This window comes from Fibrobacter succinogenes subsp. succinogenes S85 (assembly GCF_000146505.1).
GTDB classification, from domain to species: Bacteria; Fibrobacterota; Fibrobacteria; order Fibrobacterales; family Fibrobacteraceae; genus Fibrobacter; species Fibrobacter succinogenes.
In genome coordinates, this window is sequence record NC_017448.1 from 1417828 (window position 1) to 1434489 (window position 16662).

The following is a 16662-nucleotide window of genomic DNA, read 5'->3' on the forward strand; positions in this document are numbered from 1 at the left end:
TGAGCTATTTGACCCACTATTTTTTTGTAAAATTTTTCACAACAAAAAAAACTCCAGCTTTACAAGCCAGAGTTTTTCAATCCAACAGTATTTTTTACAAATCACTTTTTTGAGGGTTTCCTACACCTTTCAAAATCTCAAGCACTCCTCTTGAATATGGTGTTGCAGGAGCCGCCTCCAGCGCATTCCCTGGAGTGCAAGAACACCTCTTGTGTTTTTTAAGTTCGTCTTGAGAAGGCATTTCCAAACCCACGGCATCGTACATATCCTTGGACAGTTTCGCCCAATCGCCATAACTAGAATCCGCGTCATTCATCAATCCAAAAGAGAAAAACGAAAAGCCAGCATTTTTAGCCGCTTGCACTAACGGCTTATAAGAACGAAGCTGCTGGAGAAATTCTTCGCGGGTTCCATTCGGCTCCAGCACAAAAAGAATATCATTCGTATCAAGGCGGTCTTCGGCCTGCTTGCGCAATTCAACCAAATTCCAGGCAACTTCATCAAGAGCAGACAACGGAGCCACAACAACATTGTCGCTACGGAGTTTCAACTTTTTCTTCAACGGTGGCGGCATTATTCCACCTTCTCCAAGCCCAACAGCATTATACATCTTATGGTTCTTATCAACGATTACGCTATCAAGCACACCATTCTTTTCAGAGTACAACGCCCACATAATGCGTCCAGGATCATCAGCGCTTTCGCAATGGAGCGTCACATAGCGCTTTCCATATCGGTCAGACAATGTTGTATAAAAAATATTAGGCGAGAAACCGCCCTTAGCGCCAACGACCATAAAATCCTTTGCAATCATTACAGAAAGATCAAGGGTATGGCAGTCCGCCCAACAAAGTGTCGAACAAGCCATAACCAACGCCATTAGGACTTTTGAAATTTTTCGCAACACCATCAAGAGCACACTTTCGTCTTCCTGTCGTTGCCGCCACCGTCCCTGCAGGTGGCTTTCGCCGCACTATAAGCCATCTCCACTCCGACTTCAGATTCCATATTGTACATGGAATAAGTCTTGGTATCGGTTGAACCATGAGCGTCCTTGATGGTCACAATCAGATTTCGGCCATCAGCCTTGTAGGTGTATTCGGCATCGTCACCGAACGCGTCCTTACGCACAAAGTGCCAAGTGCTCACGTCGGACTTGACCATAGCATCGCAAGCCGGCAGTTCAATGCAAGTTTTAGCAACACCCTCTGTTTCTAGCGACGGCGAAGCTTCATCTGCCTGAGTGGCAGAATTACCATCATCGCAAGCTACAAAGACCAACGCCAAAGAAACAACAGACAAACTAAAATAATTCATACTACTCCTTTTGATTAATACCAGCCCTGGCTAGCGCCATACCACGCATCTTCGGCCGGCCCCAGATTGGCAGGGCCTTTTTTCGCAGGTTTTCCATCATCGGCAAACGTAAACGGAATCGTAACGGTACAATTCTTATAATCCCCCGCATCAAATTTCCACTGCAAAATATCATTCAGCACGGCCTTTTCAAATTCAGGAAAATTCGTGGTTGCACTGACAATTTCTCCCGTTTCTATATTGCCATCCGGGAGTATTTTAAACTTCACCGTAATCTTGCCTTCAAAACCTGGATTTGTCCGCAAGAAATTATTGTACAAAGGTTTCAGACGATTCGGGGTATTAGCCCTGACAACCTCCATGATCTTTTCGGAGGAACGTCCTTGAGCACTCGATGTATCCTTTGGAGCTTCAGCCACCTTACTTTCAGAAGCAGACTCATCATGCGGCGTTGCAGTCGTTGGTACAGGTTCACTTACTGGTTGCTGCGAATTACCGGCACAAGCCGCAAGGATACCAGCGACAATAATTACGGCAAATTTCAAGAAAAAAGGCGTTTTCATAAGATTCTCCAACTCATTTTATGCCAAAATTTTTGGGCTACCAGTAGATAATATAAATATCCACTTTAAACTTTCCGGGAACTTTTTAAATTTGAGGTTAGAAAAAGAGGATTTCATGTTTTTTGAACAAGCAATAGCCCATAACCTCCCGAATTATACGAAGGAATCGGATTCCGCCTACGGCGAGACCCTCGCTCCGCTCGATTACAAGGACGAACTTAAGGTCAAGAACGAAGCCATCCGCGAATTTTGGGAAGTCAACCGCCTTGCACGCGGTCCGCAGCCGATTGTGGCAAGCCCCATGCCGCGCAATTACCGCACGACGTCCAAGCGCCAAGTCGAAATGAAGCCGGGCGACCTCCGCTTTAACGAATACGACAGCATCTTGGAGCCCGAAGAACACAACGCCATTTACCGTCTGCTGTTCGACAAGCTCATCACGCCGGCATACAAGCCGCTCGCTTACGCGCTCAACTGGCTCATCATCCGCGGCACGTACAAGTACCGCATCGTGATTTTCAACGTGAAAAAGCTGGACGCAAGTATCGTGCGCAAGCTCAAGCAGATTTCCGAAGTCTTGCAGCAGAGCCCGTACCACGTGACCGCAGCACATGCCTACGTGGACCCGACTGGTTCCAACTACTATCTCGAAGCAAAGCGCCCGACAGACACGCTCAACTTCAAGCAGCTTTACGGCCCGCGCGAACTATCGCTCGACCTCGGCCATTTCAGGCTCAAATACCCGGTGACGGGCTTCAGCCAGATTAACGAAAGCCAAATTCACAACCTCATCAAGTCCGCAAGCCGCTTGCTCGGTCTCGAAAAGGGCGACCATTTCTTGGATCTTTACTGCGGTTACGGTCTCTTCAGCTTTGCTCTCGGTGAAGCCGCCAAGTCCGTGCTCGGTGTGGAATGGGAAGGTCCGTCCATCGACTGTGCGAAGGCTTCTGCAAGATTCTTGAAGAAAAACTACAAGTTCATCGCAGGCAAGATTGACGAGACGTTTGTGCAAATGAGACTTCCGCGGCCGATCCCTGGCGAACCGGAACGCATTTTGTTGGACCCGCCGCGCAAGGGAACTGAACCGGGCGTCATCCGGGCTCTCGCGATGCGCAAGCCCGTTCGCGTACTTCACATTTTCTGCGGCACCGATGAAATCCCAGCAGCTCTCGCCGAATGGGAACGCTACGGCTACCGCGTCAAGGAAGTGTTGCCGATGGACTTGTTTCCCGGCACGCCGCACCTCGAAACGCTTGTCGCACTTGAGAAAAAGTAATAGGTACCGCGTCCTATTTCAATTTCTTCAGGAAGGCATCGAGCCTTACACAGAACTGAGCCGCCCCTAGATAGCTCACATGATTCGGATTATTGGCCATCTCGTCTGAATAGTCGTGATGGCCATCTTTATATTCATCAAAAATTTCGATGCCCATATTTTTCACCGCATCAATAATCTTATGCGCATCATCCCAACTCGGGCCATACGGGTCAAACGCTTCCGTATCCTTGTAACCCGGGTTGCGTGGCGGAATCGCGGCAATCAGCTTGACGCCCTTCGAATCTGTAAACTTTTTCAGCGCCTTAATCTTTTCCAAGTTCTCTTGCAAGGACTGCGAATCGAACGGCAACAGAGAAAGATCCACATTCACAATCGGCACACCCCATTCACCTACAGGCAAAAGGAATGTTCCTTCTAAATACTGCTGTCCAAGCAACACCTGCGGGAATTGCTGTTCCTGGCTGAGCGCCGCAATTTCATTTTTCGTAGCGTTCGACAAATAATTTTCGTCATAGCGGATGCCCGGAGAATTTTCAAGAACCGGCCCAGTCATTTCATTGTAGGTCCTGTAAAGGAATCCCGGCGAAAGTTCAATCACGACGTACTTGAGTTTCGGTGCATACGGGATTGCATAATTACGAATCAGGTAATCAAACAGGTGGATATCAGACAAAGTCACACCCATGTTAATCGCCTTGTAAGACTTGATGGAATCTTCAATCACGGCATTCAAAAGCATCGAGCTACCGAAAGTCGCAACTTCAATTTTGTCGCTCTGATTCCAGAACGACTGCAATCTCATGCCCAGTTCAACCACCGCAAACGGGTACGGGCTCGGCGCATTGTTGTCATAATACGCACCAGCACTATCCACATCCACGGTCGGCTTCGGGTGGTCTTCACCATCTTGCCAAACCCACAAGCACGGGTGCCAAAGTTCCTCGCCTTCCACAAGCGGAGTCACGTCACCATTGTCCAAGTTCACAAGCGCCAGCTGGCGATGCGCCCCATTGTAATCCGTAAGGCTTGCGACAATCAAATTGCTCGGTTCACCGTTCAACATACCTACAACCCATTCGGTATGGTCAAACGTGTATTTCGCAGGAGACGCCACCGTGCGCACCAAATGCCCCGTGCTATCCGCTACGAGAATTCGTTCGTGAACGCCATAATTCACGCCCACAAAATCGCGTCCACGCGTACCACCAAAATCAAGGAACAGCGTACGCTTCGTTCCGTCCTTCGTCAGAGACGCGTTGCACGCCTGTTCGCCATTGTACCAAATCACATCGGTACCCGTAAGCACATCGGTCAAATGCGCACGCAACAACGTCGAAGAAGAAATTCCAAAGCTATTATCCTTTTCAACACCGCCATGGTAAGCGCCGTCAAAAAGCTTTTGCGGCGTCCCAAATTTTCCTTTTGCAAACTTGACCTGCCACGTGCTCTCCTTCATAAATTCTTCACTTTTGTTATTCCTTGCCGAGCTCACGTACACAATCACGGTATCGCCATTCGGGTTCACGCGCCAACGTGGAATCGCCGCATTTTCTACTGGCAACTTTACCAGGTTGCTTCCCGATTCATTCAAGTCGCGGACATAGACTTCAGATTCCTTCAGCACGCCTTCCATCGACGTGCAAAAGGCTACATGCCTACCGTCCGGAGAGATATCCGGGTGATAGACATCTATCTTATCTTCAATTTCAACAATCTTCGCCGTTTTGGCAAAGTCTACATAAGCCAAGTTCCCGCTTATGTCATTTCGGAACGCAAGTTTTGCATTATATGAACTTGTAAGCTGTCGCAGTTCAGACGGCTGGATCAGCGGCGTAATCGGAGCAGACACGGTGCTTCCGTTATCCGTAAACCACGTTGCATCAGGAATAGCACCACACACCAGGCGGAACCCGATGTAATCACCCTTTGTCGAACTCAAGATAGGATAAGTATCTCCCCTGCTATACAAATACATCGCCGTCGGGGAGCTCAAGTAGCTACCGCCCTTCACCACGCAAGAACCAATCGCATCGCCATCAATCGAGCCCACAAAATTGGATACTGTCGTATCCCTAAAAGAGGCATAACGGTCGTTCACGAGTTCAAGAATATTCCCCGCCATGTCGCAGATATTCCCTGCGTTCTTGGAAGTACATACCTGATGCGCTGCCGAACCCGAGTTAGCCCCATTCCAGCTTTGTTCCGTTTTCCAGTTTTTCGACGCAACAAAAATCCATTCCGCTTCGGTCGGCAATCTAAAGCCTTTCTTCTGCGGATTGAACTTGTAGCCTTTCATCTTGACACAATGCTTTTCGGAATCAAATTCGGCACTCGTATAATCATATGCCGTATCAAGCCCATGTTTTTTGCTCAATGCATTTGCATACAAGACGGCATCGTAAAACGTCACGTTTGCAGCAGGCAAAGAATCCTGTTTGCAAGAGAGCTTCACGCCCGTTTCTTTGCGCATCAAGTCATTAAAGTCTTTACAGATAACTTCGTGACGGCCGATATAAAAATCATAGGTAAACTCGGCAGTCATTTTCGGACGTTCCAACGTTTTAGCAGAAACGTCATCCGTCCCAAGCGTCGTCTTTTTGCCCTTAGCCTGCACATAGACAAAGCCGTCGACGTTCAGTTCGTCTTGCTCCGGCGCCACAGAATTGTCACCGGAATGGCTATCGTCCGAACAGGATGTAGCAACTGCAATTGTCAAAAAAGACAACATTAAAATTCGAATAATTTTCTCCATACCCTCAATATACTATTTTTTGCTTACATGGTAACAAAATCCAACACGCCCGACAATACACTTTGGACCCGCACGTTCATTACCGTCGCTGCGGCGAACTTTTTGCTGTTCTTTAGCTTTTACCAGCTATTGCCGATTTTGCCGTTGTACATCATCGACAAATTCCAGACAGACAACGCAACCGCAGGGTTCATCATTTCGCTCTACACGATTGGAGCGCTTGCCTGCAGGCCTTTTGCGGGGTTCCTCGTCGATACGTTCAGCCGAAAGCCGCTATACTTTTGGACATTTTTCGCATTTACACTCTGCTTTTTAGGCTACAAGACAGTCGGGCTGTTGCCGATTCTAGCGGTCGTGCGTTTTGCACACGGGCTGTTCTTTGGCATTTCGAGTACCGCAAGTAATACGGTGGCTATTGATGCACTGCCCGCAAGTCGCCGAGGCGAAGGCATCGGGTATTTCGGGATTAGCGTGAACTTAGCCTTCGCCACCGGTCCCATGACCGGAATGTTTCTTTACGAAGCATTCGGCGACGGGATTGTTTTTGCAATTTCTACAATCCTTTGCGTGATTGGACTTGTGCTTGTGCAGACGCTCAAGGTAAAGCCCCGCGAAAAGAAGGTCTGCGCCCCGCTTTCGCTCGACCGATTCTTCCTCACTCGCGCCGTTCCGCAATTTGCAAACTTCATCTTCGTCGGATTTGCGTACGGCCCGGTCACAAACTATATCGCCATTTACGCAAACGAACTTGGCATCGGTGGCACAGGATGGTTCTACGCGCTCATCGCTTCGGGCCTCATCTTGAACCGCATCATGACAGGCCGCCTGATTGACCGCGGTTACCTGATTCATCTTGTGGGTTCCGGCATGACTTTGATCGTCGTCGCTTACTTCATCCTCGCCTTTAGCCACAGCCCCATTACATTCTTCTTATCCGCATTCCTTATCGGAACAAGCCTCGGGCTTATCTTCCCTGGCTACCAGACCATGTGCGTGAACCTCGCTCGCCACGACCAACGCGGAACAGCAAACAGTACATACCTAAGCGGCTGGGACATCGGCATTGGAGCCGGAATTCTCGTAGGAGGCGCCATGGCAAACCACTTCGGGATGCACCAGCAAGTGTTCTTCGTCTGCGGCATAGCACTCGCCATCGCCGACATCATGTTCCTCGCCTACACATCAAGGCATTACTTGAAAAACAAGCTTGAGGGATAAGACTACGCCAAGCGCTTGTCTTCGTACATTCTCTTGTCGGCGTTGATCATGCTTTCCTTGAAGCTTTCGGGATTTCCATCCCAGCGGGCAAAGCCCATGCTCGCCTCAATCTTATAGGAGCGTGACACGCTCTTCGCGACTTCTTCTTGCAAGCAATTGCGGACTTCCTTAACCACATCGTCCGGGACTTCAGTCTGCGCAATCATCAAAAACTCGTCGCCACCGTAACGGCAGAGGAACATCGAAGACCCCAAGCGTTCACAAGCCTTCTTGAGCGCCTGCGAAACGATAATGAGCGCACGGTCTCCTTCGGCATGGCCGTAAGTATCGTTAATTTGCTTAAAGTGGTCCACGTCCACCATAATCACAAAAGAATCTTTTTCTTCGCGCGGCTGATGCAAATAGTCATGCAGACGGTTACGGTTATTGAGCATCGTCAATGAATCCGTCGAAATCAACTGGTTTTGCATATGCTAATACGCAAACAAAATAATAGCGGTACACCAGAAGCAGAAAATTGGAGTCGTCAATGCAAAGAGAATCTGCGCACCGCCCGCCACCAACACACCCGGCGTATAGCTAGCCACAATCAGATACGTTCCAAGATTAGCCCTATTCAGCATGGTTCGCGTACGGAGCAATCCGCGAACTGTTCCCGCCATCCAATAAATTAACGGCAAGAATGCTAAGATGAAATAATAAAAGCCAATGGGTTCTAGCCGGTCATCAAGCCAAAAGTCGGGAGCAATCCAAAAAGAAATGAGCAACGCCACAAACTGCACGATAATCGGGATGCGTAATTTAAATTGAAGCGTTTCAATCTGCTTACGAGTCATTTCCGGGCGTGTACTGATTTCAGCAAACATAAAACAGTTATACGCGACAACCGGCATAATAATGGCATTGAAATAATTCACCGCCAAAACAGTAAACGTATTTTTCGGGAAAGTCGCATCGTTCACAAGCGCCCAAACAGAGTCACTTATGAAATAGACAATATGCCAAAGCACAAGCGTCTGGAAAAGTTCATACTTGACCTGCGGAGTCGGGAGTCTCTTGATACTGTACAAAAGCAGCAGCAGTATCACGATGCATCCCGCATTGACTTCGACATAAAATCCAAAAACGCTCATAGTTACAAAAATACTCTATTTCTATTACATTAGGACAAAAATCCCTGTTTATTCTCAAAAAATAATCTCCATCACAAAGCGTATCCGAAAGGCACAAACGTTGCATATATAATACAGGTACATAAATTTTCAATCAAAAACGCCGTTTTTGCTCATTTTTGCAAATTTCCGTTTTATAGAAACATTGCTTTTCCGTAAAATTCAATTTATATTTAGGAGTGATGAAAGCGATTATCGAATACTCCAACTTCCGACAGTACATGCGCGACTTTTACGAAGAGCGTAAGCTCCGCCATGTTTTCTCGTGGCGAGAATTTTCCAAGGCCGCAGGCTTTACCTCATCTTCGTACATGAAGGTCGTCTGTGACGGGAAAAGCAATTTGAGCCGTATCGGTGTCGAACGCACCGGGCAAGCCATGGGACTTGTCGGATTCGAAATGGACTACTTCAGGGCGATGGTCAACTTCGGCCAAGAAACAGACGAAGCAAAAAAGAAGGCTGCCTACGAAGAAATGCTCGAAATTGCGAGAGTCCACAAAGTCAGAGTTGTCGAAGGCGACCTGTTTGAATTTTACGAAAGCTGGCGAAACCCAGTCTTACGAGAACTCGCCCCGCTCATGCCAGGCGCCACTCCGGGTGAACTCGCCAAGATGTGCTACACGGACGTTTCCGCCGCAGACATCAAGCAGTCCCTTGATTTTTTGGTCAAGGCAGGGTTCCTCAAAAAAGAGGGAGAAAACACATACTCCCAGACAGAAACATCCATCAAGGGCTCCCCCGAAGCAACCAAGCTCGCCATCCGCGACATGCACCGCGAAATGGCCAAAATTGCAGCAAATTCGCTGGATCTCGCCCGTACCGAGCGCAACTTTACCGGCGTCACCATGGGCATTTCCAAGGACTCTTACGAACAAATCGTCAAGGAGCTTGACGAATGCCGCCGCAAAATCGTGAGCATTGCCGCAGGCGACAAAAACATCGATCAAGTTTATAGATTAAATTTACAGTTATTCCCTCTCACAAGAAAGGCGAAGGAGAATGGCAATGACTAAGTTGTTCAATAAATTCTTGACTATATGCGTCGCGGCATTCTCCGCATTTAGCCTCTCGGCCTGTTCTGACAAAATAGCAGGAACTGCCGAAGAACCAAACCAGTTCGCCTATGGGACGCAGTCTAGCAGTTCCATAGACCGCTCCATCGTATCGGATTCCGGCAAATCTCTAGAAACACCAAACGATTTTCCTATTATCACAAGCAGCGCCACATCAGTCCCGTCACCAACCACAAATAATTCATCGTCGTCCCAATCGGAATACGACGGTTTTGTGCCAATCACGATAGACCCGACTCCATCCTTACCCGATTCCGTTCCCGGAAATAGCGGAGCCGGCAGCAGTGGCGGCGCACCTAGTTTCGGCAACCCCGATTGTCATTGCCAAGGCGACGCAAAATGCTATTGCGGTTCAGACGGTGCGTCTGCATACACACTTGATGATTATCTCAAAAATTACAATATCACCGATGTCTCTTACGACGACAACGTCCTTGCCTTTAACAAGACTTACGATGGTCAGCTCGAAGACGTCTACAACTCTGCGAAAGTAAATACATCACAGCTGAGATCCATCGGCCTGCATAAGATTACCAGTGAAAACGCCAGCGCATTAAGCATACTGTTTTTAAGGACTACAATGAACATGGGCGGAATGCTCTACGAAAAAGACGGAGTCGTTTCTAGAACGCAAGGCGGTTGCCAACTTTACGTGCTGAACGTCTATGACACATCGCCCGTCATCCACGTGCTTACCGAGATTTCAAAGGATACTATCAAAATCACAGACGTCCATGACAACTGCGATTACGAGCCGCGCCCATTCGATATGCATGTCGGATTCCTGTTCGAATACTGCGGCGAGCTTTCTGAAAGTCCCAAAATTGACATAACATTCAAGCTCAACGAATCCATGAAGTGCGGTACAGTCGACTACGACGAGTACATCAGTAAAAAACTCAGGGACTCCTCCGGCCAGTAAAAGGCAACCTCACATTTGCGCCACATTGGGATACGGCAATATTTGTCGCATCCCAAATCTATATTGTAGCCATAAAAAAATTACGGTCAAAAAAAACACCTCATTTCGTTTTACAGATTCAATAGAGAAAACGATATATAATTGCGGTTTTAGGTGTTTGCTATGAGAAAATTTGCCGTTTAAAGGAGGTTTTATGAGAGAAAATTACTTCGGTCGCGTATTAAATTCCCTGAATACAGAATGCACCCGCAAAAATTATGAGCTCGATTTCGTAACGCTCAAGAGCTACGAATACTGGATTCGCATGATGCGGATTTGCAAAAGCTATCCCGATGCCGACGACTGCATTGCAATCATCTCCAAAGAACGCGCCTCCCGCGTGCTGAAAGACCTCTCGGAACATTTCGAAAAGCTCAACGCCGAAGAAGACCGCCTCCCGCTTCATGCAAAAAAGCGCTTTATCAAGGAATCGAACGGGAATTATGCCGGCAAGAGGCTCCGCTGCAACGAAGAGAGCGAAGAAATGAGCGTTGCCTACCAGCGCCGCCAAATGGCTGTCGTGCGTTTCAACGACGTCATTGACCGTTCCTGCTCTGTCCGCGAAATTACGGATTTCGTGCGCAATTACCTGTGCGGTGAAGGCATTTTTGACCAGCAGTCGCAAAAGGTTTTCTACGATAGCATTGTCCGTGAACTGCTCGGTTTTCTGGAAGAGAACAGAGACGTGCATGACGCCTATTACAAACGCCTTGAAATCGTGCAGAAATCGTTCAACCTGACCGATGACGAAATGGAAATCATGATGTTCTCGTGGATTTTCTTCAACAAGGAACAGTGCAGTTCGCTTTTGGAAATGATCGGTTCCCGCAGATTCAGAGGGGCCGTGCTTCCGGATATTTTTCCGCAGCTTTATCCGGACGTTGATTTCGAAAACGCCGTTTCGAACAAGGGGACGCTCAAACAGATGGGCATCCTTGACGAAGACCTCGACATTTCCAAGCGCATCGGGATGTTCCTGGACGGTCATTCCGGCAACGATCTGGACAGCCTCTATTTTAGAGTCTATGAAGGTGACTCCGTTCCGTTCAAGAAGCTCTGCAACAACAACCCGAAAGTGGAATTGGCGTTCAACATGATCAAGCACGCCAAAGTTGGCGAAGGCTTGAACCTTTTCTTCTACGGTGTTGAAGGTACCGGCAAAACCGAACTCGCCAAAGCGATTGCAAAAAAGCTCAACCGCCCGCTCGTGCTCACAAACATCAGCATTGTCGGCGAACACCGCGAAAGCAAGGAAAACTCAGTCGTTCGCAGCCGCATGGGGAGCATCCTTTATGCCGCCACAAAGTTCCAGAAAAAGAAGGCGATTCTCCTCGTCGACGAATCCGACGTCATTCTCAACTGTTGCGAAAAAGGAAGTCTCAACTTCTTCCTTGAACAGATCAAGGTTCCCGTCATCTGGATTTCGAATACCACGCGCTGGATTGAAAACAGCACGCTCCGCCGTTTCAATTACTCCATCCATTTCGACCGCCCCGATGCCGAAAAGCGTTTGCAAGTCTGGGAATCCGTTGTCAGCGAACATAGCGCATCGTCCATTATCCCGCAAGAAGTCGTGAAGCGATTCTCCGAAGAATTGCAAATTACCGCAGGCGGCATCACGCAAGCTATCGTCGGCGCCAAAAAGCTCGTGGAGTCCGGTTGCAAAATTGACCCCATCAAGGCCATCCGCACCATCGCCGAAGCGCAATCGGAACTTTTGGACTTGGACATGGTTTATGCCAACCGCGACAAGGAAAGCCGTTCGCCCACGTACCTGCTTGACGCGCTGAACATCGATGCCGACATGAAAAACGTACTGAAAGTCATGAGCGCATTTGACGAAAAGTGGAAACAGATGCAAGACGGCGACCGCCCGGATAGCCTCAACATGCTCCTCTACGGCGCCCCCGGCACCGGCAAGACGGAATTCGCCAAGCACATTGCACGCACGCTCGGCCGCAAGCTCATCATCAAGCGCACAAGCGACTTGCTGAATAGCTACGTCGGTGAAACCGAAAAGGCCATCCGCAAGATGTTCAAGGAAGCCGAAGAAGCCAAGGCAATCCTCTTCCTTGATGAAGCCGACAGTTTGATCCGTGACCGCAACGGAGCCTCGCACAACTGGGAAGTAACCCAGGTGAACGAAATGCTCACGCAGATGGAAAACTTCAAGGGCATCTTCATTGCAGCCACCAACTTCGAAGGCGAACTCGACACAGCATCGCGCAGACGCTTTGCGCTCAAAGTCAAATTCGGTTACCTCAAGCCGGAAGGCATTGAATCGCTGTGGCACGGATTCTTCCCGAACGTGCAAATGCCCGAAGCCGTGAAGAACCTCCGCATGCTCACCCCGGGCGACTTCAACGCTGTCTACAGCACGCTCCGATTCTACGACGCAAGCGAGCTCACCGCCGACCGCATCATGAACGCGCTCAAGTCCGAAATCGCCTACAAGGACAGCCGCGAAGGAAGAACCATGGGACTGTAGAGAAGGGCGTTCCCGCGCATATACAAAAAAGGCCGCAGCATTTTATTGCTACGGTCTTTGAACCATTTGGAAAAGGTTATATTAACTTTACAACCACTGGCTCATTACTTTTAAAGGAACAGACGATGCTCAAACCCGCAAATAAAGAAGAACTGCAGAAAATCATTGAGAACCGCATTCAGACCGAGGGTCCCGAATGCAACCTGAACGACATCGATGTTTCGGACATCACCGACATGAGCGACTTATTCAAAGGAAGCGAATTCAATGGTGACATCAGCAAGTGGGATGTATCCAACGTGACGGATATGAGCGATATGTTCAGTGGCACACAATTCAACGGTGACATCAGCAGATGGAATGTGTCCAATGTGACGAATATGAGAAGTATGTTCTTCATGAGCAAATTCAATGGCGGCATCAGCGAGTGGAAAGTGTCCAAAGTGATCGATATGAGTAGTATGTTCTCCATGAGCAAATTCAACGGCGACATCAGTAGGTGGGATGTGTCCAATGTGACGAATATGAGTAATATGTTCTTCTTTAGCCATTTCAACGACAACATCAGCAACTGGGATGTGTCTAAAGTGACGAATATGGGCGGGATGTTTAGTGGCACACAATTCAACGGTGACATCAGCAGATGGAATGTGTCCAACGTGACTAATATGGACGCGATGTTCTCCGATAGCCAGTTCAACAGCGACATCAGCAAGTGGAACGTGTCTAAAGTGACGAATATGTGTAATATGTTCTCCGATAGCCAGTTCAACGGTGACATCAGCGAGTGGAAAGTGTCCAATGAGACTAACATAGCCGGTATATTCGGTGGTAGAAGTCAGTTCAAAGGCGACATTAGCAAGTGGAACATACGCGCCACCATGAAGAACTTGATCTATTTATAGTTGCAAATAAAAACGCCTAGCTTTTGTAGAGCTACCATCCTTAACATTCAAAGCCTTGATGCGGATCTGCACAAGGCTTTTTACTTTTTTGCCATTTTTTCACATTTTTGTATTTAAATTTATTGACGATTAAAATTGCATTTGCATTACTTTTAAAGGAACAGACGATGCTCAAACCCGCAAATAAAGAAGAATTGAAAAAAATCATCGAGAACCGCATTCAGACCGAGGGTCCCGAATGCGACTTGAACGACATCAATGTTTCGGCCATCACCGATATGAGCGAATTGTTCAAAGAAAGCAAATTCAATGGCTACATTAGCAAGTGGAACGTGTCCAACGTGACCGACATGAGCAGGATGTTCCTTGGTAGCCAATTCGACGGCGACATCAGTAGGTGGGACGTGTCAAACGTGATCAATATGAGCGAGATGTTCCGTGAAAGCAACTTCAACGGCGACATCAGCAATTGGAACGTATCCAACATGATGAACAAGAAAAGTATGCTTGAAGGAAGCTCATTCAATGGTGACATCAGTAGATGGGGCCATTCCAAAGTAACTTCGGAAAAGTCGGAGAATAACTTTGTTCTTGACGACTATTTGGAGTTGCTGGATGATGAATTTTTGAATCCAGAGACCTATTTGGATTTATCTGATAAGAGCCTACATGACGGTGTCGATGGTGGTCCTGATGATGCTTTGTTTAACGATGATGATAGTACCTTCAAAAGCAGTTCTGTATCAGCATCTAGAGATCCATCTGCGTTAGCGGAAGAGGAAAACCAGAAAGCGAAGGCAATCGGCTCTGTGTTTGAAGGACGCCCATTCATCGGCGACATTCACGAGTGGGATGTATCCGAAGAAATTTCAAATCAGGATAGCTATGTTCCTTGTAATTACTTAAAAAAAAAGACGATGCTCAAACCCGCAAATAAAGAAGAACTGAAGAAAATCATTGAGAATCGCATTCAGACCGAGGGACTCAAATGCGACCTGAACGACATCGATGTTTCTGGCATTACCGATATGAGCGGGTTGTTTGAAGGTGACGAATTTTTTGATGTTGACATAGATGACATTCTAGGTAGGTGGCTCCCGTCTATTGGCGACTTTAATGGTGACATCAGTAGGTGGGACGTGTCCAATGTAACGAATATGAGTAGTATGTTCTCCTGTAGCCAATTCAACGGTGACATCAGTAGGTGGAACTTGTCCAATGTGACCGATATGAGCGGAATGTTCTCCGACAGTCAATTCAACGGCGACATCAGTAGGTGGAACTTGTCCAATGTGACCGGCATGCACGAAATGTTCTCCCGTAGCCAATTCAACGGTGACATTAGTAGGTGGGACGTGTCCAAAGTGACCGATATGAGCAGAATATTTTCTGACAGTCAATTTGACGGAGACATCAGCAAGTGGAAAGTGTCCAACGTAACCAACATGAGCGGGATGTTTGAAAGAAGCTCGTTCAATGGTGTCATTAGCAAGTGGGACGTGTCCAATGTAACGAATATGAGTAGTATGTTCTCCCGTAGCCAATTCAACGGTGACATTAGTAGGTGGAACGTGTCCAATGTTACCGATATGAACGGGATGTTTTCTGATAGTTCGTTCAACGGCGACATCATTAGGTGGGATGTTTCCGAAGAAATTTCAAATCAGGATAGCTTGGTTCGTTGTAATTACTTAAAAAAACAGTTTTTAACAACAACCGCTCCCAATAAAAAAGAAATTTTGAGAAATCTTATTAAAGAAAGAATTAAGCGGTTTGGACACAAATGCAACCTGAACGACATCGATGTTTCGGACATCACCGATATGAGCGGGTTGTTTGAAATACTCGGATTCAACGGCGACATTAGCGAATGGGACGTGTCAAACGTGACCGACATGAGCAGGATGTTCTATGGCAGCCAATTTAACGGCGACATCAGCAAGTGGAACGTATCTAAAGTAACTAACATGAGCCACATGTTTGAAGGCGCTTATAGGTATATTGGGGATTACGAACACAAACGAATAGTAGACAATCCGTTTACAGGTAATATCAGTAGGTGGGATGTATCTAATGTGACTGACATGAGTTATATGTTCCGCTGGAGCGAATTCAACGGCGACATTAGCAATTGGAACGTGTCTAAAGTAACTAATATGAGCCACATGTTTGAAAGTTATAAGAATATTCGGAATTTTTGGAAATGCAAATTATATGGCTTAGAAAATAACAATCTGTTTATTGGCGACATCGGCAAGTGGGATGTATCCAATGTGACCGACATGAGTTGTATGTTCTACTGGAGCAAATTCAACGGCGACATCAGTAGGTGGAATGTATCCAATGTGACCGACATGCACGAAATGTTCTCCCATAGCAAATTCAACGAATTCAATATCCGCAATTGGAACATCCGTCCCGACTGTGACACCACGAACATGTTTAAAAAAGATCATAAATAAAAACGCCCAACTTTTGTAGAGCGACCATCCTAAACATTCAAAGCCTTGATGCGGATTTGCACAAGGCTTTTTATTTTTTGCGTTTGCAAATTTTTTTACGGACTTGCTTTACATTGGCGGGACAGCCTACGATAATTATACAGAGAATACAACCAACGAAGGCATAACCATGTTTGACTTCATCAGCAACATTCTAGAACGCATAACGTATTTCTTCACACAGGTGGTCTTGCTCATCATCATCGTTCTTGCAGTCGTCCTGCTTTTCCTCGCAACTAACAGGCACAACAAGAACCCCTATGTGGATCACTCGCAAGAAATCCAGAAACAGAAAATCGAGGCCGAACGAGATGCTCAATACAAGGAGGCTTTGCAACGCCTCTATGACGAACAATATGGAAAATAAACCAACAACGGAGGCGTCACCATGGGGTGTCTTGGCAACCTAATCAAAATCTTCCTCGGCATAATC

The 16662-nt window shown here is 47.3% G+C and carries 14 protein-coding genes; 8 read left to right on the forward strand and 6 right to left on the reverse strand.

The window, feature by feature from the left end:
• Nucleotides 1-94: 94 nt before the first annotated feature.
• Genes FSU_RS05895 through FSU_RS05905 form a run of 3 tightly spaced genes read right to left on the reverse strand, consistent with a single transcriptional unit; the run spans nt 95 to nt 1880 of the window.
• Complete coding sequence (locus FSU_RS05895) at nt 95-868, reverse strand: hypothetical protein (RefSeq protein ID WP_155808719.1); 774 nt, start codon at nt 866-868, stop codon at nt 95-97.
• Between the two features lie 41 nt (nt 869-909).
• On the reverse strand, nt 910-1317 hold the full coding sequence (locus FSU_RS05900) for a hypothetical protein (RefSeq protein ID WP_014545557.1): 408 nt from the start codon (nt 1315-1317) through the stop codon (nt 910-912).
• Nucleotides 1318-1331: 14 nt separating this feature from the next.
• On the reverse strand, nt 1332-1880 hold the full coding sequence (locus FSU_RS05905) for a TonB family protein (RefSeq protein WP_014545558.1): 549 nt from the start codon (nt 1878-1880) through the stop codon (nt 1332-1334).
• A gap of 115 nt (nt 1881-1995) precedes the next feature.
• Between FSU_RS05905 and FSU_RS05910 the strand changes: the two genes are divergently transcribed.
• Nucleotides 1996-3156, forward strand: coding sequence for a class I SAM-dependent RNA methyltransferase (locus FSU_RS05910; protein ID WP_014545559.1), 1161 nt, complete (start codon nt 1996-1998; stop codon nt 3154-3156).
• 13 nt (nt 3157-3169) lie between these two features.
• Here the strand turns inward: FSU_RS05910 and FSU_RS05915 are convergent, their stop codons facing one another.
• Nucleotides 3170-5911, reverse strand: coding sequence for a TIGR02171 family lipoprotein (locus FSU_RS05915; protein ID WP_014545560.1), 2742 nt, complete (start codon nt 5909-5911; stop codon nt 3170-3172).
• A 27-nt stretch (nt 5912-5938) separates the two neighbouring features.
• Between FSU_RS05915 and FSU_RS05920 the strand changes: the two genes are divergently transcribed.
• Nucleotides 5939-7129, forward strand: a complete 1191-nt coding sequence (locus FSU_RS05920; RefSeq protein WP_014545561.1) for an MFS transporter — start codon at nt 5939-5941, stop codon at nt 7127-7129.
• A gap of 2 nt (nt 7130-7131) precedes the next feature.
• Here the strand turns inward: FSU_RS05920 and FSU_RS05925 are convergent, their stop codons facing one another.
• A complete protein-coding gene (locus FSU_RS05925) occupies nt 7132-7599 on the reverse strand; it encodes a GGDEF domain-containing protein (RefSeq protein ID WP_014545562.1) in 468 nt (155 codons plus the stop codon).
• 3 nt (nt 7600-7602) lie between these two features.
• Complete coding sequence (locus FSU_RS05930) at nt 7603-8262, reverse strand: hypothetical protein (RefSeq protein WP_014545563.1); 660 nt, start codon at nt 8260-8262, stop codon at nt 7603-7605.
• A 221-nt stretch (nt 8263-8483) separates the two neighbouring features.
• Here FSU_RS05930 and FSU_RS05935 point away from each other — a divergent pair, with 221 nt between their 5' ends.
• The 6 genes from FSU_RS05935 (at nt 8484) to FSU_RS05960 (ending at nt 16596) form a co-directional block, all read left to right on the forward strand.
• On the forward strand, nt 8484-9314 hold the full coding sequence (locus FSU_RS05935) for a TIGR02147 family protein (RefSeq protein ID WP_014545564.1): 831 nt from the start codon (nt 8484-8486) through the stop codon (nt 9312-9314).
• Nucleotides 9307-10296 carry a hypothetical protein gene (locus FSU_RS05940; protein WP_015731827.1) on the forward strand — a complete coding sequence of 330 codons (990 nt, stop codon included), beginning with the start codon at nt 9307-9309 and terminating at the stop codon, nt 10294-10296. Before FSU_RS05935 ends, FSU_RS05940 begins: the two co-directional genes overlap by 8 nt.
• 193 nt (nt 10297-10489) lie before the next feature.
• The gene (locus FSU_RS05945) at nt 10490-12823 is read left to right on the forward strand and encodes an AAA family ATPase (RefSeq protein WP_014545566.1); all 2334 of its coding nucleotides are present in this window, start codon (nt 10490-10492) and stop codon (nt 12821-12823) included.
• Between the two features lie 125 nt (nt 12824-12948).
• On the forward strand, nt 12949-13728 hold the full coding sequence (locus FSU_RS05950; RefSeq protein WP_014545567.1) for a BspA family leucine-rich repeat surface protein: 780 nt from the start codon (nt 12949-12951) through the stop codon (nt 13726-13728).
• Between the two features lie 167 nt (nt 13729-13895).
• Nucleotides 13896-16190 carry a BspA family leucine-rich repeat surface protein gene (locus tag FSU_RS05955; RefSeq protein WP_014545568.1) on the forward strand — a complete coding sequence of 765 codons (2295 nt, stop codon included), beginning with the start codon at nt 13896-13898 and terminating at the stop codon, nt 16188-16190.
• Between the two features lie 169 nt (nt 16191-16359).
• On the forward strand, nt 16360-16596 hold the full coding sequence (locus FSU_RS05960) for a hypothetical protein (RefSeq protein ID WP_015731828.1): 237 nt from the start codon (nt 16360-16362) through the stop codon (nt 16594-16596).
• Nucleotides 16597-16662: the final 66 nt, after the last annotated feature.

What these genes read in the sequence shown, in the direction of transcription:
- FSU_RS05895 (WP_155808719.1), bottom strand. Translation starts at nt 868, where the DNA reads ATGGCTTGTTCGACACTTTGTTGGGCGGACTGCCATACCCTTGATCTT.
- FSU_RS05900 (WP_014545557.1), bottom strand. Translation starts at nt 1,317, where the DNA reads ATGAATTATTTTAGTTTGTCTGTTGTTTCTTTGGCGTTGGTCTTTGTA.
- FSU_RS05905 (WP_014545558.1), bottom strand. Translation starts at nt 1,880, where the DNA reads ATGAAAACGCCTTTTTTCTTGAAATTTGCCGTAATTATTGTCGCTGGT.
- FSU_RS05910 (WP_014545559.1), top strand. Translation starts at nt 1,996, where the DNA reads ATGTTTTTTGAACAAGCAATAGCCCATAACCTCCCGAATTATACGAAG.
- FSU_RS05915 (WP_014545560.1), bottom strand. Translation starts at nt 5,911, where the DNA reads ATGGAGAAAATTATTCGAATTTTAATGTTGTCTTTTTTGACAATTGCA.
- FSU_RS05920 (WP_014545561.1), top strand. Translation starts at nt 5,939, where the DNA reads ATGGTAACAAAATCCAACACGCCCGACAATACACTTTGGACCCGCACG.
- FSU_RS05925 (WP_014545562.1), bottom strand. Translation starts at nt 7,599, where the DNA reads ATGCAAAACCAGTTGATTTCGACGGATTCATTGACGATGCTCAATAAC.
- FSU_RS05930 (WP_014545563.1), bottom strand. Translation starts at nt 8,262, where the DNA reads ATGAGCGTTTTTGGATTTTATGTCGAAGTCAATGCGGGATGCATCGTG.
- FSU_RS05935 (WP_014545564.1), top strand. Translation starts at nt 8,484, where the DNA reads ATGAAAGCGATTATCGAATACTCCAACTTCCGACAGTACATGCGCGAC.
- FSU_RS05940 (WP_015731827.1), top strand. Translation starts at nt 9,307, where the DNA reads ATGACTAAGTTGTTCAATAAATTCTTGACTATATGCGTCGCGGCATTC.
- FSU_RS05945 (WP_014545566.1), top strand. Translation starts at nt 10,490, where the DNA reads ATGAGAGAAAATTACTTCGGTCGCGTATTAAATTCCCTGAATACAGAA.
- FSU_RS05950 (WP_014545567.1), top strand. Translation starts at nt 12,949, where the DNA reads ATGCTCAAACCCGCAAATAAAGAAGAACTGCAGAAAATCATTGAGAAC.
- FSU_RS05955 (WP_014545568.1), top strand. Translation starts at nt 13,896, where the DNA reads ATGCTCAAACCCGCAAATAAAGAAGAATTGAAAAAAATCATCGAGAAC.
- FSU_RS05960 (WP_015731828.1), top strand. Translation starts at nt 16,360, where the DNA reads ATGTTTGACTTCATCAGCAACATTCTAGAACGCATAACGTATTTCTTC.